This is a genomic window from Alcaligenes sp. RM2 (assembly GCF_052931795.1).
Genome location: NZ_JBRFIO010000004.1, coordinates 226,743 through 249,284, shown reverse-complemented (window position 1 = coordinate 249,284; position 22,542 = coordinate 226,743). Strand labels below are relative to the sequence as shown.

Sequence of the window (22,542 nt, the reverse complement as noted above, 5' to 3'; positions counted from 1 at the left end):
TAGTCAGTTAAAGCGTTAAACCTGCGCCGCCGTCTCAAAAGCCTGCGTCAGGTCAGCGCACAAGTCTTTGGTCGATTCCAAACCGATATGCAGGCGCACCAGACTGTCCTGGCTGTCCTGCCAGTAGCTATGACCACTTAGAAACGCCGTATCCACCAACTGCACCAGGCTTTCAAAACCACCCCAGGAAAAGCCGATACCAAACAGGGTCAGGGCATCTACGAATGCGCGTGCCTGCGCATTGTTCAGTCGTAGCTGCACCGACAACATGCCGTTAGAGCCGGTGCAGTCACGTTGCCACAAGGCATGGCCAGGATCTTGTGGCCAAGCGGGATGATAGATACGGGTAACTTCAGGGCGACTATCCAGAAATTGGCACACGGCCAGCGCATTGGCGGCGCTTTCACGCATACGAATAGGCAGGGTACGCACACCGCGCAAGGCCAACCAGGCGTCATCGGCACTGATGGAAAAACCCAGCGCATAGTGGTTGTCGTGCAAGCGTTTGTTGATTGCTGGATCTGCAGACATGACAGCACCCAACATCAAGTCGGAGTGGCCTGCCACATACTTGGTCCCAGCCACGATAGACACGTCAAAACCCAATTCCAAGGGACGGTAGATATAGCCCGAGCCCCAGGTGTTGTCAGTAACCAGCAGCAAATCGTGCTTGCGACCAAACTCCGCCAAGGCGGGCATATCCAGCATTTGCATCAACAAGGAGCCGGGTGACTCCACGTACACCATGCGGGTATTGTCCTGCAGATGACGGGCCATTTCCTCGGGGGTCGGTGCACAGAACGTGGCCTGTATGCCCATCCGGCGCAACACGGTCTTTTCCAGATAACGCACCGGACCATAAGCACTGTCAGCAATCAGCACGTGATCGCCAGAATCCAGCAGTGCCAGCAAACCCAAGGTAATCGCTGCCATGCCGGACGGTGCCAGCAAAGCCTGGGTGGCAGATTCCAGCTGACAGAACACCTGCTCCAGTGCAGCGTGGGTATCCATGCCCGAGCGCCCGTAGGTAACCGAGCGTTTTTCAGGATCTGCCTTGTCCGCCTGGGCTCGATCCAGAGCGTCCAGATTGCGAAAGCGCACCGTGCTGGTGCGCATGATGGGCACGGCCACCGGCGCCGCATCGGTATGCGGATCGAACGGGGCCAGACCCGTATGTTGCAAGGCGGTGTCCAGGGCGAGATCAGAGCTCATAGTGTTGGCAGGCGGTAGCAAGAAAAGCTCTACGCTACCACAGGCGAGCGGGCCCGGTCGCCTCCGCCAACAGTCGCTATATTGCCCCTTCTTATTAAGAGGCGCCCCAGTGTTTAAATGCGCTGGAAACGGTAAACCCCATCCTCGCCCATCTCACGACGCAAACGATCATCAAAATACAAGGCGTGCAGGTGAGCAATGGCCTCGCCCATGGCAAAGGTCATCTGATGCGAGTCCAGCTTGCGATGAAAGAGCACAGGCAGAATATCGGCGGCGGTACAGGGCTGGGCACAGGCTTCCAACACTTCTTCCAGACGCTCGGCGTGATGTTCCTGCTGCTGACGAATGCGCTCGTGCATGCCACGGAAAGGCTTGCCATGCGAAGGCAACACCAAAGTATCCGGGGCCAGATCCTGATAGGAGAGCAGGGAGTTCAGGTACAACGGCAAAGGATTCGCAAAGGGCTCGGTATCGAACACGCTGATATTGGTGGAGATACGCGGCAAAAGCATGTCACCGGAGATCAGCACCTTCAGCTCTTCACAGTACAGGGACATATGCTCGGGGGCATGGCCGTAACCCACAATCAAGCGCCAGGGGCGACCGGCAATCACCACACGCTGACCATCCATCAGGCGCACAAAACGCTCGGGCACCGAAGGCACCATCGAAGGGTAGTAATCCCCACGGCTGCGAATCTGCTCTCTGGCTTTCTCATCTTGCAGGCCATGACGGACAAAATGCGCTTCTGCCGCCACACCATTCGGGCCACCGGCTTCTGCACCAGTCTGGCGTCCACCTGTCCCCGACCACAGCCTGGCGGTCGCGTAGTCCGTCATGCTGATCCACAAAGGTGCATTCCAGCGCTGGCACAACCAGTCCGCCAAACCGACATGATCCGGGTGCATGTGAGTAACGATCACGCGCAGCACGGGCAAGCCTTCCAGCTCGCTCTGGAAGACCTGTTCCCACAGTTCGCGCACTTCGGGACGGGCGACGCCACAATCCACAATGGTCCAGCCCTCGCGCCCCTCGATTTGGTCGCGCAATAGCCACAAATTGATGTGATCCAGCGCAAAAGGCAAAGGCATACGCAGCCAACGCACCCCCGGCGCGACTTCCAGGCTGCCACCCGCTGGGGGCAGGGTATCTGCCCAGGGATAATTCAATTTTTGTTCGTTAGGATTCATGCTCGCTCCAATGAATGGCTCTTGTAGGGCGTAAGGGCTGTCCATACTAAAAGGCCCTAGTTCCCTCTCTAGCTCTATGGCATGATAGTTTACGTTTACGTAAATCACACTAAAAATGACAACGACAACCTGGACAATATCGGATCTGGCGCACGAGTTTGGCATCACGCCTCGTACCCTGCGCTTCTATGAAGACCAAGGGATCTTGAGCCCGCTGCGCCAAGGTACACAGCGCATTTATCAGCCCCGCGATCGTGCCCGCCTGAAGCTGGCTCTGCGTGGCAAGCGCCTGGGGCTGCAGTTATCGGAGATTCTGCGGCTGATCAATATGTATGAATCCCCGATGGACACGGCCTCCCAGCTTAAGCACTATCAGGAAGTCCTGAACGAGCACCGCCTGCGCCTGGAGCGTCAGCGGCAGGACCTGGATCAGACCTTGCAGGAGATTCAGGACCAGCTCGACATCTGTCACACCATGAGCGAACAGTTGAAGTTGGAGTCCCGATAAGGGAAAACCCATATATATGACGTTTACGTAAACGTAATATAAATACAATTCCACAACCCATTTATTTCCACGGAGTGTCTCATGAGCCTGCCCGGCCTGAATTTCGATCTTGGCTCCGACCTGGACATGCTGCGCGACGCTGTCGCCGACTTCTCCCAGGCCGAAATTGCCCCCTTAGCGGCTCAACTGGATCACGATGACCAGTTCCCCATGCACTTGTGGAAGAAGTTCGGTGAGATGGGTTTGCTGGGCATGACCGTCAGCGAAGAATACGGTGGTGCGAACCTGGGCTATCTGGCCCACATGATCGCAATGGAAGAAATCTCCCGTGCCAGCGCCTCGGTGGCCCTGTCCTACGGCGCGCACTCCAACCTCTGTGTGAACCAGATCAACCGCAACGGTACAGAAGCCCAGAAGCAGAAATACCTGCCCAAACTGATCAGCGGCGAGCATATCGGTGCTCTGGCCATGAGTGAGCCCGGTGCCGGTTCGGACGTGGTCAGCATGAAGCTGCGCGCCGAAAAGAAGGGCGATCGCTACGTGCTCAATGGCTCCAAAATGTGGATTACCAACGGCCCGGACGCTGACACCCTGGTGGTGTACGCCAAGACGGACCCGCAAGCCGGCGCACGCGGCATTACCGCCTTCCTGATCGAAAAGAATTTTGCCGGTTTCTCCGTTGCCCAAAAGCTGGACAAGCTGGGTATGCGCGGCAGCCACACAGGCGAGCTGGTGTTCCAGGATTGTGAAGTCCCTGAAGAAAACGTGCTGGGCCAACTCAATGGTGGCGTCAAAGTGCTGATGTCCGGCCTGGACTACGAACGCGCCGTGCTGGCCGGTGGTCCGCTGGGCATCATGCAAGCCGTCATGGACGTGGTGATTCCTTACATCCACGACCGCAAGCAGTTCGGCCAGGCCATTGGCGAATTCCAGCTGATTCAAGGCAAGGTGGCCGATATGTACACCACCCTGCAAGCCAGCCGCGCCCTGTGCTATGCCGTGGGCAAGAATCTGGACCGTCTGGGTGCAGGCCATGTACGTTCTGTGCGTAAAGACTGCGCAGCCGCCATCCTGTACAGCGCTGAAAAAGCCACCTGGATGGCTGGTGAAGGTATCCAGATTCTGGGCGGCAACGGCTACATCAACGAATTCCCCACAGGCCGCCTGTGGCGCGATGCCAAGTTGTACGAGATCGGCGCGGGCACCAGTGAAATCCGCCGCATGCTGATCGGCCGCGAATTGTTCGCCGAAACCGCCTAAAAAGGCAAAGGCATGTCCAACCCTGATTTTGGCGAAACCACCGTCATCACCCCGGTTCAAAAACCGGGGATGACGGCTATCCAGGTGGCTCAGGCCATGCTGGATGGTTTCAATCGCCACTACGCGCTGTTTCGCTATAGTGCCCAGCGCGCCAAGTCTTTGTACGAATCGGGCGACTGGCATGGTATTCAGCAGCTCTCGCGCGAACGTATCGAGTACTACGCGACACGGGTGCGTGAATGTGCGGCCGTGCTTAGCCAGAATCTGCGTTTGCATCAGCCCACGCCTTCCGATCCGGCGCATCTGGACGAGGCCCAGCAGCAATTGTGGCTGCAAGCCAAGGCTGAGTTTGTGCGTTTGCTGTCGGGCCACCGTCAGCCGGAATGTGCCGAGACTTTCTTCAACTCCGTCTCCTGCCGCGTGCTGCACCGGCACTACTTTCGCAACGAATTTATTTTCGTGCGTCCAGCCGTTGCCACGGATTATCTGGACGGCGCGCTGCCTTCGTATCGGGTCTATTACCCCACTGAGGAAGGTCTGGAAACCAGCCTGACCAATATGCTGGCCGACTTTGGTCTGGCCGCCCCCTTTGCCGACCTGCCGCGCGATGTACGCACACTGGCCCGCATGGCGGTACGTCAGCTATGCCGCCGCCTGCCACGTGGCTATGGCTCGCGCATTGGCTCGGACTGCCAGATTCAGGTGCTGAACTCCCTGTTCTTTCGTAACAAGGGTGCCTATGTGGTGGGCCGCCTGATCAATCAGGGTGAAGTGCTGCCGTTTTCGATCGCTATTTTGCATCGGCCCTCGGGACACTTGTATATAGACGCCTTGCTGCACACCACGGACGACCTGTCCACGCTGTTCAGCTTTACTCGCGCCTATTTCCTGGTCGATATGGAAGCACCGTCGGCCTATGTGGACTTCCTGTCCAGCCTGCTGCCCCGCAAGCCCAAGGCCGAGCTGTACACCGCCATCGGTCTGCAAAAGCAGGGCAAGACGCTGTTCTACCGCGACTTTCTGCACCACCTGTCGCACTCGCACGATCACTTTGATCTGGCTCCCGGTATTGCCGGTATGGTGATGACGGTATTTACCTTGCCGTCCTACCCCTATGTGTTCAAGCTAATCCGCGACCGAATTCAAAAGCAGGGCATGGACCACGCCACGGTGCGCAGCAAATACCAGCTGGTCAAAAAACATGATCGTGTCGGACGCATGGCCGACACCTGGGACTACGCTCAGGTGGCCTTGCCCAAGGCACGCTTTTCCGAAGCCTTGCTGGAAGAGTTGCGCCGCGAAGTGCCCAGCCTGCTGGAAGAGTCCGAGGACACCATCTTGCTGCGCCACGTCTACATTGAACGACGCATGACCCCGCTGAACCTGTATCTGAACAAAGCCAGCGACCCCGCCCTGAATGCCGCCGTGGAGCAATACGGCAAGGCGATCCGGGAACTGGCCGCCGCCGACATCTTCCCCGGCGATATGTTGTTCAAGAACTTTGGTGTGACTCGTCTGGGCCGCGTCGTCTTCTATGACTACGACGAAATCCAGCACATGCGCGAGATGAACTTTCGCGCCATTCCGCCTGCACCAAATGAAGAAGCCGAAATGGCCAGCGAACCCTGGTATCCCATCGGCCCGAACGATGTATTTCCCGAAGAATTCGGCTACTTTCTATTGACCGACCCTCGTATTCGCAAAGCCTTCATGGCCCACCATGCAGAACTGCTGGAGCCTGAATGGTGGACTCAGTGCCGCTTGCGAGTGACGCAAGGTCGGATCGAAAATATTTTTCCGTATAACAAAGATCGGCAGCTGCACGAGTTTGCCAAACGCGCGCCGGTCTCCTCTTTGCAACCAGGAGTCTTTCATGACTAATTCCGTTGTCATCGTCTCGATCGCCCGCACCCCTATGGGCGGCATGATGGGTAGCCTGTCCGATCTGGCCGCCCACGAACTGGGCGCCGTCGCCATCAAGGCGGCCATGGAGCGCTCGGGCATTCAGGCCAACAAGGTCGACGAAGTGATCATGGGTAACGTGCTGCAAGCCGGTCAGGGCCAGGCTCCTGCACGCCAGGCTGCCTTGGGCGCCGGTCTGCCCCAGGGTGTAGCTTGCACCACCATTCACAAGGTTTGCGGTTCCGGTCTGAAAGCCGCCATGTTTGCCCACGACCTGCTCAAGGCAGGCAGCGTGGACGTGGTGGTGGCCGGCGGTCAGGAAAGCATGAGCAATGCTCCCTACCTGCTGCTGAAAGGCCGCGAAGGTTACCGCTACGGTCACTCCACCGTGTATGACCACATGGCCCTGGACGGCCTGGAAGACGCGTACAGCCGTGGCACCGCCATGGGTGTATTTGCCGAAGATTGCGCCAGCAAATACGAGTTCAGCCGCGAAGAGCAGGACGCCTACGCGCTGGAGTCGCTGCGCCGCGCTCGCCAAGCCAGCGATGACGGCAGCTTTGAATGGGAAATTGCGCCAGTCACCATCGCTGGCCGCAAGGGTGATGTCGTTGTTGCCAAGGACGAAGCCCCCACCAAAGCCATGCCCGAGAAGATCCCCACGCTGCGTCCCGCTTTCAAGAAAGACGGCACAATTACCGCTGCCAACGCCTCGTCCATTTCGGACGGTGCCGCCGCCATGGTGATCACCACCGAAGAAAAAGCCAAGGAATTGGGTGCCACACCGCTGGCCCGCATTGTGGCTCACACCCAGCACGCGCAAGAACCGGCCTGGTTCACGACCGCTCCAGTCGCTGCTATCCAGAAACTGCTGGATAAAACCGGTTGGAGCGTGGCTGACGTTGACCTGTTCGAGATCAACGAAGCCTTTGCCGTGGTCACCATGGCCGCCATGAAAGAGCTGAACATCCCGCACGACAAGGTCAACATCCACGGTGGTGCTACCGCCCTGGGTCACCCCATCGGTGCATCGGGTGCTCGCCTTCTGGCAACCTTGATCGGCGCACTGCGCAAGACCGGCGGCAAGCGCGGTATTGCCTCGCTGTGCATTGGCGGTGGCGAAGCTGTCGCCCTGGCCGTCGAGCTGGTCTAAAGCAAGCTCATCAGCCGGGCTGCGGCCCGGCTGATTTTATGGGCTTTTCTCTGTTCTCTTTCCAGGCACGCCATGTCAGTTATTGAATCCCGCATCAATCCGCGTTCCCAAGACTTTCAGGACAACGCCTCGATCATGCAGGCCCTGATCCTTGATCTGCGCCAAAAGCTACAGAAAACCGCCTTGGGTGGGTCCGAATCCTCCCGGCAACGCCATGTGGGTCGCGGCAAGCTGCTGCCCCGTGAACGCGTCGAACGTCTGCTTGATCCCGGTACTCCCTTTCTGGAGCTCTCGCCTCTGGCTGCCCAGGACGTCTATAACAACGAGTCTCCCGGTGCCGGCATCATCACGGGCATTGGCCGCATTGCAGGCATTGAATGCATGGTGGTCTGCAACGACGCTACAGTCAAGGGCGGTACTTACTACCCACTGACGGTGAAGAAGCATTTGCGTGCCCAGGAAATTGCCCAACAGAACAATCTGCCCTGCGTGTACCTGGTGGACTCGGGCGGGGCCAACCTGCCCAACCAGGAAGACGTGTTCCCGGATCGTGACCACTTTGGCCGCATCTTCTACAACCAGGCCAATATGTCGGCCCAGGGCATTGCCCAGATTGCTGTCGTGATGGGTTCGTGTACCGCTGGCGGTGCCTACGTTCCAGCCATGAGTGATGAATCCATCATCGTGCGCGACCAGGGCACCATCTTCCTGGGTGGCCCTCCACTGGTCAAAGCCGCAACCGGTGAAGAGGTCAGCGCCGAAGACTTGGGCGGTGGCGATGTACACACCCGTCTGTCCGGCGTAGCTGACCATCTGGCGGAAAACGATCTGCATGCGCTGGAGCTGGCGCGCCGCTGCGTAGGCCGCCTGAACCGTGAGAAGAAACTGCCCTGGCAGCTGAAAGAAGTGCGCGAGCCACGCTACGACCCGCAAGAGCTGAACGGCATCATCCCTGCCGACACCCGCAAACCCTACGATGTGCGCGAAGTCATCGCCCGCATTGTGGATGACTCGGATTTTGATGAATTCAAGGCCCGCTTTGGCACCACGCTGGTGACCGGCTTTGCCCATATCCACGGCATGCCTGTAGGCATCATTGCCAACAACGGCATTCTGTTCTCCGAAGCGGCCCAGAAGGGCGCCCACTTCATCGAACTGTGCTGCCAGCGCAAGACGCCTCTGGTGTTCCTGCAGAACATCACCGGCTTCATGGTGGGCCGCAAGTACGAAAACGAAGGGATCGCTCGCCACGGAGCCAAGCTGGTGACTGCTGTCTCTACCGCGGCCGTGCCCAAATTCACCGTGATTCTGGGCGGCTCCTTTGGTGCCGGTAACTACGGAATGTGTGGCCGCGCCTTCAGCCCACGCCTGCTGTTCCTCTGGCCCAATGCCCGTATCTCGGTCATGGGTGGTGAACAGGCGGCCAGCGTGCTGGCTACCGTGCGCCGTGATGGCCTGGAAGCCCGTGGTCAGACCTGGAGTGCCGAGGAAGAAGAAGCCTTCAAGGCCCCCATCCGTGAGCAATACGAACATGAAGGCCACCCCTACTACGCCACCGCGCGTCTGTGGGATGACGGCATCATCCAGCCTTCGGATACCCGGCGCGTTCTGGCCCTGGGCCTGTCCGCCGCCTTGAACGCCCCTATTGAAGACACCCGCTTTGGCGTGTTCCGCATGTAAGACAAGGAGACACTGTGTTTCAGACCCTGCTGATAGCCAATCGCGGTGAAATTGCCTGCCGGGTGGCCGCCACTGCCCGCAGCCTGGGGCTGCGTACCGTTGCGGTTTACTCCGACGCGGACGCCGACGCCCAGCACGTACGTGCTTGTGATCAAGCCGTGCGCATCGGTGGCCCCGAGCCACGCGACAGTTATTTGAAGATCGACGCCATTCTGGAAGCCGCCCGTGCCACTGGCGCGAATGCCATCCACCCTGGCTACGGTTTTCTGTCCGAGAACGAGCACTTTGCTCGCGCTTGTGAAGAAGCCGGCATTATTTTTGTAGGCCCGCCCGCTCAAGCCATTGCGGCCATGGGCAGCAAGTCCGCCGCCAAATCCCTGATGGAAAAAGCCGGTGTACCCTTGGTGCCCGGTTACCACGGCGACAATCAGGACCCCGACTTTCTGCACAAACAAGCCGACCAGATCGGCTACCCCGTGCTGATCAAGGCCAGTGCCGGTGGTGGCGGCAAGGGCATGCGCATTGTGGAAGAGTCCGGCGCGTTCCTGGAGGCCTTGCGCTCTTGCCAGCGCGAAGCTGCCAGCAGCTTTAGTGACGACCGCGTGCTGATCGAGCGCTACATCACCAAGCCACGCCACATCGAAATCCAGGTCTTTGGTGACCAGCACGGTGGGTACGTGTACTTGTTCGAACGCGATTGTTCGGTACAGCGCCGTCACCAGAAAGTGATTGAAGAAGCTCCCGCCCCCGGCATGACGCCCGAGCGTCGCCAGGCCATGGGTGAAGCGGCCATTGCAGCAGCACGCGCCGTGAACTATGTGGGTGCAGGCACGGTGGAGTTCATTGCCGAGCAGGACGGGCGTTTCTACTTCATGGAAATGAATACCCGCCTGCAAGTGGAGCACCCCGTCACCGAACTGATTACGGGCCACGATCTGGTGGAATGGCAGCTGCGTGTGGCCGATGGCCAGCCTTTGCCTGCCAAGCAGGAAGAACTGAGCATCAATGGTCACGCCATTGAGGTTCGCATTTACGCAGAAAACCCCGATAAGGACTTCCTGCCCTCCATCGGTACACTGCGCAGCTTGCAGTACCCCGCCCATGCGTCCTTCACCTCCGGTGATGTGCGTATCGACAGCGGCGTGCGTGAAGGCAGCGTCATCAGCCCCTTCTACGATCCCATGATTGCCAAGGTGATCACCCATGGTGCTGATCGTGAGCAGGCCCGTCGTCGCCTGATTCGCACGCTGGCCGATACTCAAGTGGCCGGCGTACACACCAACAAGACTTTCCTGCAACGCCTGCTGGGCGATGAAGCCTTTGCCCAGGCCGATCTGGATACAGGTCTGATCCCACGCCGTCACGATGCGCTGTTCCCCAGCAATCAGGACGTTCCAGCGTCTGTGCTGGCCTTCGCCGCCTGCGCCGTGCTGACTCACCAGGGTCTGAGCGGACAAGCCTCCAACTCCGACCCCTGGGCGGTGCATGACGCCTGGCGTCTAAGCGGAGACTACGATCAGAAAGTAGCCTTGCAACTAGGCGAACAAACTCACGAAGTACTACTACAACGTCGTGAAAACCAGTGGCAGATCACACTGGGCGAAGCTCAACACGTGCTGCGCTGGCAAGCCGAGACAACCGCTGGTCTGGCCAAAACCCTGACCTTACGTCTGTGGCTGGATCAGGTCGAATATCGCGCCCAGGTGCTGCAAGATGGCGACCATCTACAAGTTGCCCAGGCCGGTTCGGACTGGACTCTGGCCGTGATCGACACCTTGGCCAGCGCCGGTACCAACAGCCAGGAAGCCCACGGCGGCCGTCTGACCGCTCCCATGCCCGGCAAGATCATTGCCCTGAACGTGGGCGCTGGTGACAGCGTCAAGCAGGGTGATGTGCTACTGGTCATGGAGGCCATGAAGATGGAACATTCCATTCAGGCACCGGCTGATGGCACCGTGGCCGAGCTGTTCTTTGCCGTGGGAGATCAAGTGCCCGAGGGCGCAGAACTGGTCACCATGGAGAGCTGAAACTCCTCCCTTCCAGCCCGTGTAAAACGCATTGCCGGGCTGGAAAAATAGGCGTAAAGTCGCACTAACAAGAGCCCCCGTCCAGGGGCTCTTGCCGTTAAGAACGACTCATGACCGCCCAGCCCCTTACCCCTTACTGTGGTCGCTTTGCGCCTAGTCCCAGTGGTCCCTTGCACGAGGGTTCACTGGTGGCCGCTATGGCCAGCTACCTGGATGCACGCGCCCAGAACGGGCGCTGGTTACTACGCATTGAAGACATAGACACGCCACGCGTGGTCGCAGGGGCTGACCAGATCATCATGCAGCAGTTGCAAGGTCTGGGCATGCGCTGGGATGGCGAGGTGCTTTGGCAAAGCCAGCGGCAGGCACGCTATCAAGAAGTGTTTGATGGCCTGCGCGAGCGAGATCTTGTCTACGGCTGCGCCTGCACCCGTCAGGAAATTCTGGCGGCTTCCCTGCCAGTCGCGCCGGATTCGCACGAATATCCCTATGCAGGCACCTGCCGCCACGGCATCCCGGTAGACCGTGCCATCCGTGCTTGGCGGCTGCGTGTCCCGGAAGGGGTGGAACACTTCACCGATCGCTGGGCCGGGCCGCAGCAACAGGACGTAGCCAAAGAAGTAGGGGACTACATCCTTAAGCGCGCCGACAAGCTCTGGGCTTACCAGTTTGTTGTGGTCATTGATGATGCAGACAGCCAGATCACCGATGTTGTACGCGGTGCCGACTTGCTCAGCTCCACCGCCCGCCAACGCGTACTGCAAAAAGTCCTGGGCCTGCCTGTACCGCGCACGTTGCACGTGCCGCTGGCCTGCGATGAGCAAGGCCGCAAGCTCTCCAAACAGAACCATGCCCCGGCCTTTGACCTGGAGCATCCTATGGAGACACTGCAACGCGTCTGGGCCTTTCTGGGGTTTGCTCCCGTGGCTGCGAACACCCTGGACGAGTTCTGGAGCCAGGCCATCAGTGCGTGGGCGCAGCGCTTCCCGCTGCCTGCGGAGCCAAGCCCGAACAGTTGAGCCACGAGCCGAGGCTGGATGCGGATGCGGATGCGGATGCGGATGCGGATGCCAGCTAGTTTAGTGGCCTTTCAACCGCTGCGGTCCCACTTGCAGGGTTTCAAATAAACGACAGTTTCTGCCCCAACAATCGATTTATGTTTCAATCATAAAGACGCCCCGCCGCAAAGGGCGTCTGCCAGAGCAGACCCAGGCAAAAAGCAGTCTGGATGCGCAAGGCAAGACCCATCCATCCCCTGAACACCCCATTTGCCCCCTACCGCAAATCAGCGTAAAGTTTGGTCACTGGTTACCGAAATCACGCAGTTTTTTTAATCACTTAGGACGGCAACCTTATACCCATGTTTGATATCCTGGTTTATCTATTCGAGACGTATTACAACCCCCAGTCCTGTCCCAAGGCGGAGGTTCTGGCCCACAAATTGGCCGCTATTGGCTTTGAAGACGAGGACATCAACGACGCACTGGGCTGGTTACATGCACTGGGCGAGACCTCGCAGCAGTGTCAGCCTACGGCTCAACTCAGTCCCAACAGTCAGCGTATTTTTTCTGAGCACGAACAACATGTGCTGGGCGCTGATGCCATGGGTTTCATCACCTTTTTGCAGAATTCCGGCGCTCTTACCGCCCACCTGCGCGAAATCCTGATTGAAAGCGCCATGACGGTGGACGAAAGCCCGGTCTCGTTGGACAAAATAAAAATTGTCGCCCTGATGGTTTTGTGGAGCCACGAAGCCGAAATCGATCACCTGATCTTTGAAGAGCTGCTCAGCGACGACTCCACCCGTCAGTCCCACTAAGCTGATACACAGGAACCTATTTTTTGTTCAAGAACCGGCCCCGATAAAGAGGGTCCTTCAACACAAAAAGCCAAGGCCCGAATCCGACGCCACATCGGACTCGGGCCTTTTTGATTAGGCTTGCTGCTGACTGGCTCTGGCTTGGCTGCCTCTAGCGAAACAAACCCCAGATACAAAAAAGCCGGATTGTCTTTATTAGAGACAATCCGGCTACAGGCTATTGAACGCAGTTGTTCAGCTCAGGCTTACTTGATTTCCTTTCTGTCCTTGTCCAGCATCGCGCGCAGCAGGCTTTGGCCATCCTCGACCACCGCAAACTCGCCATAACGGGCGGCATCGAAGCGATCTGCCGAGCCTTCAGCGAAGAACCAGGCATCTGTTCCAGGCGTCCAGTTACTGCGGTGACGACGCATGCGCAAGCGCATCACATCGGAAGGTTCAGCCACAGGGCCTTCTTCGCTCCACAGACGCTCCTGGCCGTCCTGCTCCAGATAAACACCCTTGAACTGCGCCACCTTGTTCTCATCCAGCTGCACCGCCACAACAACCCATTGCTGAGCGTCCATCTTGGCAAGCGCATCCTTGGGCAAGCCCCAGGACAGGGCAGACAAGTTCTGCGACAGGGCAAAGTTCAAGGACATATAGTCGCCCTGCATCAGCGAACGGGGGTCCACCGGAGCCAGTTCCAGCAACACCGTCTGACCATCGCTCAAGATACGTTCTTTTTGCACGATGGCCACGTTGGCCACACCCAGCACCAGCATGGTCCCCAGCAGAACGCTGGCAACCATACCTTTGGGCGCGTCCTGCAAGCTTGCTGCCGTCCCTGCCTTCTTGCGGCTCAACTGACCCAAATAGGCAAAGACCAGACATCCCACCCCGGTTGCCAGCAACAGCTCGGCCTTGTCCAGCAAACTGATATTCAGGATGTAATACAGACGCCAGAGGCAGAACAGGCCCATTGCCACGGCCACCGCCAACAAGCTGAGATAACGCCAGGCATAAGCTACCAGAATCCAGCTCAAGGCCAGGGCCACCGGCGGATAGGGAGTCCAGACTGCGCACAAAGCGGCCATCCCCAGCAAGGCAATGCCATAGACCAGGGGTTGGTCACGCCAACCGCGCCAATAAAACGCCAGTATTGCCAAAGGAGCCATGGCCAGCAGAAAGCCAGCTACGGTCAGGTACGGCCGCGACTCGTCCCAAAAGGGCATGGAATAAAACAGTGTGCCCGCCCAAATAAGATGAATCTGGGAAGCGAGCAGCAAGGACCAGAACAAGGGCAGCCAGAAATGCGGCTTGCGCTCACCACGCAAATAAAGATGCCCCAGCCACAAGGCGGCAAAAAACATGAATGCCGCGGGCATTTCCAGCACCCAATAAGGCATCATGGTCCAGCGTTCAAACAAGCGCTCGATCACCAGAAACTCGATCGCGGCCAGTGCCCAAATCACCAGCAACATGCGCAATACGAACTGGCCTTTGGCAAGCCTGTACAGCAAGGTACTGATCACGACGGCTATCATGGCGCTGGCCTCAAGTGGCCAGGGGTAGCGCAAGTCCATAACCGGCACGCTCAGCAAGAGCAACGCACACGCAACCCAGCCGCCGACCAGATCCTGGCTGGGTACTGTGTGAGCCTTGGCAAACAGCACGGGGGACACCAGAGCCATGATGCCGCCCAGTACACCCAACGCTTCCAGACTCAATTCCAGAGAAACACCCAGGTACAGCAGAATAATCAGCGGTAACAGCAGGTATAAGAACAGCTTGATCACGCGCAGATACCAGGGGTGATGCTCGTCACTATCCTGAGCGTCAGCTTGAACACTAGCCTGTGCGTTGGCCAGGATCTCTGCTGTTGGGGCGGCAGGACTTGTTGTCCTTGCTGCGTTCACTGATGCTTGGGTTGCAGCCGCTTCAGCTCCAGCATGAGTCCGTCGCCAATGGACGACCTGTTGCTGCAGGAAGCGCAGCAAGCCCAGGCCCAGACCCACAATAACCACCACGATCAGCAGGAACGCATCGCCTGCATACTCGATAATCAGCATGCTCAAGGAGCCATACGCGCCGAACGAGGCCAAGGACATGATCAGCAAATCCGGGCGGCGGTAGTGATAAATACCGTACAGCACCAGGAACAGGACCAGTCCCAGCAAGGAGTTGCCTTCCATGACCTGGGCACCGATGAAAAAGCCCACCGCAATTGCTGCCACACGCGGCACGATGCGCCACGGGTCATGACGCGCACGCCAGATGGTTTCGGCTGCCAGCAACAGCAGCACATTGACTGCCAGAGCCAGCAAGGTCTGCGTGGTGTAACTGCGCCCGAACCAGCCCAAGCGGGCAACATCTATCCATAAGTACAAGGCGGTATTGATCAGTACCAGCCACAGCACCGACAGAAAGACACTGCGCACTGTGAATACCCAAGGTATGATCAGCACAGTCCACAATGCGAAAAGCTGCCAAGGGTCTGCGCCGGTCTGATAAGTCTGGCCAATCAGCGCCAGCAAACCGCCCGTGGCCACGGCGGCCAGGCCGGTCAAGGCAGCCGGCACTCCCAGATCATGACCCCAGCCACCGGAACGTCGGCGAAACAGCAAGGCCAGCCCTGCAGAAACCAGCACGGCGCCTTGAGCCAGGGCAAATTTGGCTACGTGCCCCCAGTTTTCCCAATTGGCCGCAATCCAGGTCACCAGACCACTAGCGAGCAGCAAAACGGCCAAACCCCAGGCCAGTTTTGTCAGAAACACTCGCCAGTCTGTGGGCCATACGTTAGTCTTGTCAGGTCTCATAACTTGCATAGAGGGATAAGCACCTCGTATCATTTCGCGCATTGCAGCGCAGTTGCTGTCACTGGAATCATATGGATAAAACACTAATCATTGCCGAGAAACCTTCAGTCGCCGTAGATATCTCGCGGGCATTGGGCGGTTTCACTCGAGAAGGTGATTATTTCGAAAGCGATCGCTATGTGCTGGCCTCCAGCATCGGCCATCTGCTGGGCCTGGTGGCCCCTAATGATCCGGTCCGCGGCAAGTGGAGCTTCACACATCTACCTGTTATTCCCCCTCAGTTTGAGCTCAACCCGACTGACAAGAAATCGACTGAGCGCTTGAAACTGCTGGTCAAGCTGATCAAACGAAAGGATGTCACCGCTGTTATCAATGCCTGTGACGCGGGGCGCGAGGGTGAGCTGATTTTTCGCTACATTATGCAGTACGCCGGTGCGAAAAAACCGGTAAAAAGGCTTTGGTTACGTTCGATGACACAATCGGCGATCCGTGAAGCATTTGAAAACCTGCGCGACGATGAAGACATGAAACCGCTGGAAGCGGCTGCTCGTTCGCGCGCCGAAGCGGACTGGCTGGTGGGCATTAATGGCACGCGTGCCATGACGGCTTTCAATAGCAAGGATGGCGGTTTTTTCAAAACCCCCGTGGGCCGTGTGCAAACCCCCACGCTGGCTATCGTGAACGAGCGCGAGAACCGCATTCGCCAGTTCGTGTCGCGCGATTACTGGGAAGTACATGCAGACTTTATTGCCGCTGCAGGCCTGTACACCGGCCGCTGGTTCGATCCCAAGTTCGTCAAAGACGAGCATGACCCCGAGAAAAAAGACTCGCGTCTGTGGTCCCTGACGGCGGCCCAAACCATTGTGGCCGCGTGCCGCGAGCAACCCGGCGTAGTCACCGAGGAATCCAAGCCCAGCACGCAGATGTCGCCCGCCTTGTTTGATTTGACCTCGCTGCAACGCGAAGCCAACTCGCGCTTCGGCTTCTCTGCCAAGACCACCTTGTCCTTGGCGCAGACGCTATACGAACGCCACAAGGCGCTGACTTACCCCCGTACCGATTCGCGCTATCTGCCTGAAGACTATATAAGTACGGTGCAAGAAACCATGCGTGCGCTGGCTGACAGCGGCACGCCTGCCAGCGCTTCGGTGCAACCGTTTGCGCAGGAAGTGGTCGAGCAGAAATGGGTCAAGCCCAACCGTCGGATTTTCGACAACAAGAAGGTTTCGGATCACTTTGCCATCATCCCCACCTTGCAGGTGCCTCGGGAGCTGAGCGATGCCGAACACAAGATTTACGAGCTGATCAGCCGTCGCTTCCTGGCCGTGTTCTTCCCGGCTGCAGAATTCCGCGTCACCACGCGTATTACGCAGGTGTCCGGTCACCACTTCAAGACGGAAGGCAAAGTGCTGGTCAAACCGGGCTGGCTGGCTATTTATGGCCGCGATGCCCAAGGTGAAGATGCGTCCCTGGTGCCGGTTGCTGACGGCGAGAAGGTTCGCACCGAAGATGTGAACACCAAGGCCCTGGCTACCAAGCCACCTGCACGCTTTACGGAAGCGACCCTGCTGTCGGCCATGGAAAGCGCCGGCAAACTGGTAGATGACGAAGCCTTGCGCGAAGCCATGTCCGAGCGCGGTCTGGGTACGCCAGCCACTCGTGCTGCCATTATTGAAGGTCTGCTGAACGAAGCCTACTTGCGTCGTGAAGGCCGCGAGCTGGTGCCTAGCGCCAAGGCACGTCAGCTGATGACTTTATTGTCCGGTCTGGGCGTGAGCGAACTGACTTCGCCCGAACTGACTGGCGAGTGGGAGCACCAGCTCAAGCAGATCGAGCAACGTCAGCTGGACCGCGACGTGTTCATGCGTGAAATCGCGCAGATGACGCAAGTTATCGTCAAGCGCGCGAAGGAATATGAGCGCGACACGGTTCCGGGTGATTACGCGACCTTGCAGACGCCATGCCCTAAATGTGGTGGCGTGGTCAAAGAAAATTACCGTCGTTATGCCTGCACGGCTTGCGATTTCTCTATCGGCAAGCATCCAGGTGGTCGCACCTTTGAGCTGCCTGAAGTTGAAGATCTATTGGCCAAGAAAGAACTGGGCCCACTGCCTGGTTTCATCAGCAAGATGGGTCGTCCCTTTGCGGCACTTTTACGCATTACCGACGAGTACAAGCTGGAGTTCGACTTCGGCCAGAACGACGACGATGATGACGAAGCCCTGGATTTCAGCGGCCAGACCCCGGTCGGCCCCTGCCCCAAGTGCCAGTCTCCCGTCTTTGAGCACGGCTTGCGTTATTTGTGCGAGAAGTCCGTTGGCCCCTCCAAGAGCTGCGACTTCCGTAGCGGCAAGGTGATTCTGCAGCAGGAAATTACCCGCGAACAGATGGCCAAGCTGTTGGGCGAAGGCAAGACAGACCTGCTGGATGGTTTCGTGTCCTCGCGTACCAACCGCAAGTTCAAGGCCTTCCTGGTGCGTCAGGCAGACGGCAAGATCGGTTTTGAGTTCGAGCCTCGTCCAGAGAAGCCAGGACGCAAATCAGCCGCCAAGAAAACGGCCACTAAAGCAGCGGCTAAAAAGACAGCAGTGAAGAAGACGGCGGCCAAGAAGACGGCAGCTAAAAAAACAGCTGCTAAAAAGACGGCCAGCAAGGCGGAGTAAAAAGCTCGGCTTGTTTGAAAGAATGGCCTCCCTTTTTTGGGGGGGCCTTTTTTATGGGTAGTCGTGTAGGGCTTGCAGGCTGGGGAAGAGAGTCTCTGTGAAAACGCCATTCAGGGACCGGGTTTGGGTCTCCGGGCTGAGCACTTGCCGGTGCTGCGCACCGGTTCCCTTGTCGAGTACAGGCTCCGGGCGCACCCTGAACTCGCCCGGTGGTTTGTCCCCCGGACAAACCACAAACGCCGGGCTCAAACAGCAGGGCGCTTGCATCCCGGATCCCGCACTCGCCTGCGGCAAGTACTCTGAACCGCCCCGAGACCCAAACCCGGTCCCTGAACGGCTCACAATAGTTCTTTGCCCAGAAGCTGTAAGGCTTCTTACCCTTATGACCTCAATTCCACCCAAATACTTATGTATGCCCCTGGACATGACATAAAGAAACGACCGAAACATAGGCTGCTAAGCAAGCATAAGCATCGAAAAGCTAACAACAACAACAACAACAACAACAACAACAACAACAACAACAACGCATAGTGCATAGCACACGACACACAGCCACAGCCACAGCCACAGCCACAGCCACAGCCAATGCAAACCCAACCGAAACAGTGTTGCAAGGCCGAGGTATTAGAACGGTGTGAAGGCTCGAGGCCGTGGGGCGCTGGGGGTGGGCGGGTCAGAGTACTTGCCGCGGGCAGGAGATAGCGCAGGGGTACAAGCATCCTGCTGTTTGAGCACGACGCTTATGGTTTGTCCGGTGGACAAACCATCGTGCGAGTTCAGGATGCGCCCTGCGCTATCTCCTGACTAGGGCACCGGTGCGCAGCACCGGCAAGTGCTCAGCCCACCCCCAGCGCCCCACGGACTCGAGCCTGGCTTTTAATCACCTCTCCTATGCCAAACTCCGTCCCAAGCACTACTCCGAAGCCCAAAACCCTTCTAACCAACAATGCAGCAGCATCAAAACCGCAACTAAAGCGGCAAATAAAACAAAGCCTTAGCTAGCACCACAATCAGCAGCACGTGTGCAAAAACACTAAGGTGAATAATCCGTGATCGCCGCGCTGTCATGGTCTTGCGTCGGCTCATTACCATCACGGATAGAAAATGCCCAAATACGCTTAGCGCCAGGGTGATCTTTACACCCAGTATCCAGGCACGAGCGCCACCAACCTCAAACAAGGCCCGATGCTGCCAGGCCAGACTCAAGCCCGCACCGTAGAGCAATAACAGAACCCAAGGCATGATGCGGCGCGCCCGCCGCCCCAGGGCATACTCGAACTCCCTCATCGATGGGCGGGAAACCTGACGCGCCAAAGGCGACAACATCAGCACCTCGAAAAACACAGTGCCGATAAAGAAAATCGCAGCCAGAAGGTGAACCAACAACAAGAGGAAATAGCTCATGAACAGCGCTCAGGAAAGCAGACGATCCATCAACGGTACACCAGGTCTCGCGCCCACAAACTGACTTCTGGCACATAGCTGATCAGCATCAAGCAAGCCAGGATGACGACTACAAAAGGCAGCAGTGGACGTATCAGTTTTTCCAAAGAAATCCCGGCCACTGAACAGGCGGCAAACAGATTCACGCCAAAGGGCGGTGTCACCATCCCCAAGGCCAGATTGACCACCATGATGATGCCAAAGTGCGCCGGATCAATGCCAAACTGCATGGCTACCGGCAGCAAGAGCGGAGCCAACACCACAATCGAGGCCGAGGTTTCGACAAACATGCCCACCACAAACAAGGCCGCGTTCACACCCAGCAAAAACATCATGGGGCTGCTGAACAACTCCCCCAGCCAGATCCCCATGGCAGCCGGAATGCCGGTGCGATTGAGCAGGAAACCAAACACACCCGCATTGGCGATGATGAACATGATGACCGCCGTGGACACCACGGAACGATGCAGCACCTTGGACAGGTCGCCCCATTTAACGCTGCGGTAGACAAACATGCTCACGATCAAGGCATAGACTACCGCCACCGCCGAAGCCTCGGTAGGCGTGAAAATACCCCCGTAAATCCCGCCGAGAATAATCACCGGCATCAACAAGGCCAGCCACGCCTGACGGAATGCCGTCCAGACACCCAAACGACCCACGCCGTCCTGCAAACCCAGACCATGGCGACGTGCATACAGCCACACATAAAGCATCAAGGCGCCGCCGATCAACAAGCCAGGGCCAATACCCGCAACGAACAGCTCGCCTACCGACGTGTCCGTGGATACGGCAAACAGAATCATGGGAATGGACGGCGGGATGATCACCCCCAACTCCGCCGCTGAGGCCTGCAAGGATGCCGCGAACGGTGCCGGGTAGCCATGCCGGACCATGGCAGGGATCAGAATTGCCCCGACCGCAAAAGTGGTTGCCACACTGGAACCGGCCACCGCCGCAAAAATCATGCAGGTCAGCACACAGCTGCAAGCCAGACCACCCTGCACACCACCCACCAGGCTTTTGGCAAACTCCACCATACGGTTGGACATGCCGCCCGACTCCATCAGGTTGCCTGCCAGAATGAAGAAGGGCACCGCCACCAGGGGGTACTTGTCCAGAGCTGCATACAACTGCTGGGCGATGACCAGAAAAGTCATGCGCCCCTCCCAGGCTACTCCCGCCATATTGGCCAGCCCCACGGCAATCGCCACGGGCACCGTCAATACAAAAAACAGCAGCATGGACACAAGCATGATCTGGGACACGATACGGTCTCCGGTCTAAACAGATGCCCGTAGGGCATCCAGAGTTCGGTGGTGCTTTACAGGCACGGAATCAGGTCTTGAGAATTAGAGCTGCGTGTTATCGACCACAGCAGGCGCAGGTTTCTCCAGCCAACGGGCCAACAGGCCCAAAATGGCCAGCACGGCACCAATCGGGATCGCGATATACACCCAGGAAATGGACCACTCCAGACTAGGCATGGTCTGAAACCGCACCCGCCAGGTCATTTGAATGCCGACCCAGGTCAACAGGCCGAAAAAAGCCAGACACGTAATCAGCACGGCCACATCCAGCCAATGCTGCGTCCGCTTGCCGACCCAGAGCCGCAGCACATCCACGCTTAGCATGGCACCCTGACGCAAGGCCAGACACAGGCCCAGCATGACTGTCCAGATCAGAGCGGCACGTGACCAGGCCTCGCTCCAGTCGGCGGGCGACTGGAGCACGAAACGAGCGATCACTTGATAGAACGCAGCCGCCACTGCCGAGAGCAGCAGCAACTGCGTCACCCAGGACACCAGACGAAACAGGCCCTTATCCAGAACGGACAACAGAGCTTTCATGATGAATGCCGTTTACTGAGTCTGACGGATAGATTCGACCAGTGCCTGGCCGAACTGTTTGTAGTACTGGGGATAGACAGGCTCTACCGCTTTGGCAAACGCGGCATGGTCAACGGTATTGACCTGCATGCCTTCGGCCTTGACCGCATCCACGCCGGTTTTCTCGATATCGTCCACGTAGTCACGCATGGCCTGGGCAGCCGTTACGCCGGCATCTTTCATCAACTGCTTGTCCTGATCGGACAGGCCGTCATACACCGCCGGAGACATCAGCACCAAGGCCGGGCCATACACGTGAGCCGTCAGCGACAGGTACTTTTGCAGCTGCGGCAGCTTGGCCGACACAATCACGGACAAGGGATTTTCCTGGCCGTCGATGGTGCCTTGTTGCAGGGCGGTCGCCACTTCCGGCCAGGCCATAGGCGTAGCCAGAATGCCGATTTCACGGAAAGCGGCAATATGGATGGGGTTCTCTGTGGTGCGAATCTTCAGGCCCTTGGCATCAGCCGGGGTGGTGACAGGACGCACATTATTGGTCAGGTGACGGAAACCTTGCTCGCCCCAGGCCAGCGCCACAATCCCGCGTTTGGGAAATTCAGCCAGCATGTCCTGACCGATCTTGCCATCAAGTACATGGCGGGCATGCTGCAGGTCGCGGAACAGGAAAGGAATATCGAACACGCCGGTCTTGGGCACAAAGTTCAGGGTTGCGCCGGTAGAGACAATGGCCAGATCAATCGTGCCCAATTGCAAGCCTTCAATAACTTCACGCTCGCCGCCCAAGGCACTGTTGGGAAAGGCCTCGATGGTGTAGTTGCCGTCCTTCTCCAAGGCACTGGCAAAGGCTTTTGCACCCGCACCATAGTGAGAGCTGGTGGACAAAGCGTAAGCCAGCTTCAAGGAAGTCTGGGCCGTGGCCGCTCCCGCCGCCAGGCCCAAGCCCAGCATCAAACCTGCGGCCAAAAGACGGTTCTTCATGTGACGGTACATCATGCATGCCCCTCCTGTCTGAATGGATCAGTGTATTTAATGCG

Annotated in this window: 16 protein-coding genes; 9 read left to right on the top strand and 7 right to left on the bottom strand. The window is 58.0% G+C overall.

Going from position 1 to position 22,542, the window contains the following annotated elements; all coding sequences use genetic code 11:
- Positions 1-15: 15 nt before the first annotated feature.
- The gene (gene metC / locus ACU6HM_RS14895; RefSeq protein ID WP_254500097.1) at positions 16-1,212 is read right to left on the bottom strand and encodes a cystathionine beta-lyase; all 1,197 of its coding nucleotides are present in this window, start codon (positions 1,210-1,212) and stop codon (positions 16-18) included.
- 113 nt (positions 1,213-1,325) lie between these two features.
- The gene (locus ACU6HM_RS14890) at positions 1,326-2,402 is read right to left on the bottom strand and encodes an MBL fold metallo-hydrolase (RefSeq protein ID WP_035269270.1); all 1,077 of its coding nucleotides are present in this window, start codon (positions 2,400-2,402) and stop codon (positions 1,326-1,328) included.
- A 115-nt stretch (positions 2,403-2,517) separates the two neighbouring features.
- Here ACU6HM_RS14890 and ACU6HM_RS14885 point away from each other — a divergent pair, with 115 nt between their 5' ends.
- The 8 genes from ACU6HM_RS14885 (at position 2,518) to ACU6HM_RS14850 (ending at position 12,751) form a co-directional block, all read left to right on the top strand.
- Entirely contained in the window at positions 2,518-2,910 is a 393-nt protein-coding gene (locus ACU6HM_RS14885; protein WP_009463587.1) for a MerR family transcriptional regulator, read from the top strand.
- Positions 2,911-2,991: 81 nt separating this feature from the next.
- The gene (locus ACU6HM_RS14880) at positions 2,992-4,170 is read left to right on the top strand and encodes an isovaleryl-CoA dehydrogenase (protein ID WP_009463589.1); all 1,179 of its coding nucleotides are present in this window, start codon (positions 2,992-2,994) and stop codon (positions 4,168-4,170) included.
- 69 nt (positions 4,171-4,239) lie between these two features.
- Positions 4,240-6,051, top strand: coding sequence for a bifunctional isocitrate dehydrogenase kinase/phosphatase (aceK, locus tag ACU6HM_RS14875; protein ID WP_446764027.1), 1,812 nt, complete (start codon positions 4,240-4,242; stop codon positions 6,049-6,051).
- Positions 6,044-7,225 carry an acetyl-CoA C-acyltransferase gene (locus ACU6HM_RS14870; protein ID WP_446764001.1) on the top strand — a complete coding sequence of 394 codons (1,182 nt, stop codon included), beginning with the start codon at positions 6,044-6,046 and terminating at the stop codon, positions 7,223-7,225. The genes aceK and ACU6HM_RS14870 overlap by 8 nt, the downstream gene beginning before the upstream one ends.
- 72 nt (positions 7,226-7,297) lie before the next feature.
- On the top strand, positions 7,298-8,905 hold the full coding sequence (locus ACU6HM_RS14865; RefSeq protein ID WP_446764000.1) for a carboxyl transferase domain-containing protein: 1,608 nt from the start codon (positions 7,298-7,300) through the stop codon (positions 8,903-8,905).
- A gap of 14 nt (positions 8,906-8,919) precedes the next feature.
- A complete protein-coding gene (locus ACU6HM_RS14860; RefSeq protein WP_009463593.1) occupies positions 8,920-10,932 on the top strand; it encodes an acetyl/propionyl/methylcrotonyl-CoA carboxylase subunit alpha in 2,013 nt (670 codons plus the stop codon).
- A 110-nt stretch (positions 10,933-11,042) separates the two neighbouring features.
- The gene (gluQRS, locus tag ACU6HM_RS14855) at positions 11,043-11,951 is read left to right on the top strand and encodes a tRNA glutamyl-Q(34) synthetase GluQRS (protein WP_250756438.1); all 909 of its coding nucleotides are present in this window, start codon (positions 11,043-11,045) and stop codon (positions 11,949-11,951) included.
- 341 nt (positions 11,952-12,292) lie between these two features.
- Positions 12,293-12,751, top strand: a complete 459-nt coding sequence (locus ACU6HM_RS14850; protein ID WP_009463598.1) for a DUF494 family protein — start codon at positions 12,293-12,295, stop codon at positions 12,749-12,751.
- A gap of 245 nt (positions 12,752-12,996) precedes the next feature.
- Here the strand turns inward: ACU6HM_RS14850 and ACU6HM_RS14845 are convergent, their stop codons facing one another.
- Positions 12,997-15,507, bottom strand: coding sequence for a GDYXXLXY domain-containing protein (locus tag ACU6HM_RS14845; RefSeq protein WP_446763999.1), 2,511 nt, complete (start codon positions 15,505-15,507; stop codon positions 12,997-12,999).
- A gap of 113 nt (positions 15,508-15,620) precedes the next feature.
- Here ACU6HM_RS14845 and ACU6HM_RS14840 point away from each other — a divergent pair, with 113 nt between their 5' ends.
- Positions 15,621-18,212, top strand: a complete 2,592-nt coding sequence (locus tag ACU6HM_RS14840; protein WP_446763998.1) for a DNA topoisomerase III — start codon at positions 15,621-15,623, stop codon at positions 18,210-18,212.
- Positions 18,213-19,184: 972 nt separating this feature from the next.
- Here the strand turns inward: ACU6HM_RS14840 and ACU6HM_RS14835 are convergent.
- From ACU6HM_RS14835 to ACU6HM_RS14820, 4 genes are all read right to left on the bottom strand, one after another.
- Positions 19,185-19,619 (bottom strand): CopD family copper resistance protein, encoded by a 435-nt coding sequence (locus tag ACU6HM_RS14835; protein WP_009463604.1) that lies wholly within the window; start codon positions 19,617-19,619, stop codon positions 19,185-19,187.
- A gap of 29 nt (positions 19,620-19,648) precedes the next feature.
- On the bottom strand, positions 19,649-20,926 hold the full coding sequence (locus tag ACU6HM_RS14830) for a TRAP transporter large permease (protein ID WP_083055207.1): 1,278 nt from the start codon (positions 20,924-20,926) through the stop codon (positions 19,649-19,651).
- 84 nt (positions 20,927-21,010) lie between these two features.
- Positions 21,011-21,508: a TRAP transporter small permease gene (locus tag ACU6HM_RS14825; RefSeq protein ID WP_009463607.1), complete on the bottom strand. Its 498-nt coding sequence runs from the start codon at positions 21,506-21,508 to the stop codon at positions 21,011-21,013.
- 12 nt (positions 21,509-21,520) lie between these two features.
- Entirely contained in the window at positions 21,521-22,486 is a 966-nt protein-coding gene (locus tag ACU6HM_RS14820) for a TRAP transporter substrate-binding protein (RefSeq protein WP_446764026.1), read from the bottom strand.
- Positions 22,487-22,542 lie beyond the last annotated feature (56 nt).

Bases quoted from the DNA above. Each gene is read 5' to 3' on its own strand.
- metC (WP_254500097.1), bottom strand. From the start codon at position 1,212: ATGAGCTCTGATCTCGCCCTGGACACCGCCTTGCAACATACGGGTCTG.
- ACU6HM_RS14890 (WP_035269270.1), bottom strand. From the start codon at position 2,402: ATGAATCCTAACGAACAAAAATTGAATTATCCCTGGGCAGATACCCTG.
- ACU6HM_RS14885 (WP_009463587.1), top strand. From the start codon at position 2,518: ATGACAACGACAACCTGGACAATATCGGATCTGGCGCACGAGTTTGGC.
- ACU6HM_RS14880 (WP_009463589.1), top strand. From the start codon at position 2,992: ATGAGCCTGCCCGGCCTGAATTTCGATCTTGGCTCCGACCTGGACATG.
- aceK (WP_446764027.1), top strand. From the start codon at position 4,240: ATGACGGCTATCCAGGTGGCTCAGGCCATGCTGGATGGTTTCAATCGC.
- ACU6HM_RS14870 (WP_446764001.1), top strand. From the start codon at position 6,044: ATGACTAATTCCGTTGTCATCGTCTCGATCGCCCGCACCCCTATGGGC.
- ACU6HM_RS14865 (WP_446764000.1), top strand. From the start codon at position 7,298: ATGTCAGTTATTGAATCCCGCATCAATCCGCGTTCCCAAGACTTTCAG.
- gluQRS (WP_250756438.1), top strand. From the start codon at position 11,043: ATGACCGCCCAGCCCCTTACCCCTTACTGTGGTCGCTTTGCGCCTAGT.
- ACU6HM_RS14850 (WP_009463598.1), top strand. From the start codon at position 12,293: ATGTTTGATATCCTGGTTTATCTATTCGAGACGTATTACAACCCCCAG.
- ACU6HM_RS14840 (WP_446763998.1), top strand. From the start codon at position 15,621: ATGGATAAAACACTAATCATTGCCGAGAAACCTTCAGTCGCCGTAGAT.
- ACU6HM_RS14835 (WP_009463604.1), bottom strand. From the start codon at position 19,619: ATGAGCTATTTCCTCTTGTTGTTGGTTCACCTTCTGGCTGCGATTTTC.
- ACU6HM_RS14825 (WP_009463607.1), bottom strand. From the start codon at position 21,508: ATGAAAGCTCTGTTGTCCGTTCTGGATAAGGGCCTGTTTCGTCTGGTG.
- ACU6HM_RS14820 (WP_446764026.1), bottom strand. From the start codon at position 22,486: ATGAAGAACCGTCTTTTGGCCGCAGGTTTGATGCTGGGCTTGGGCCTG.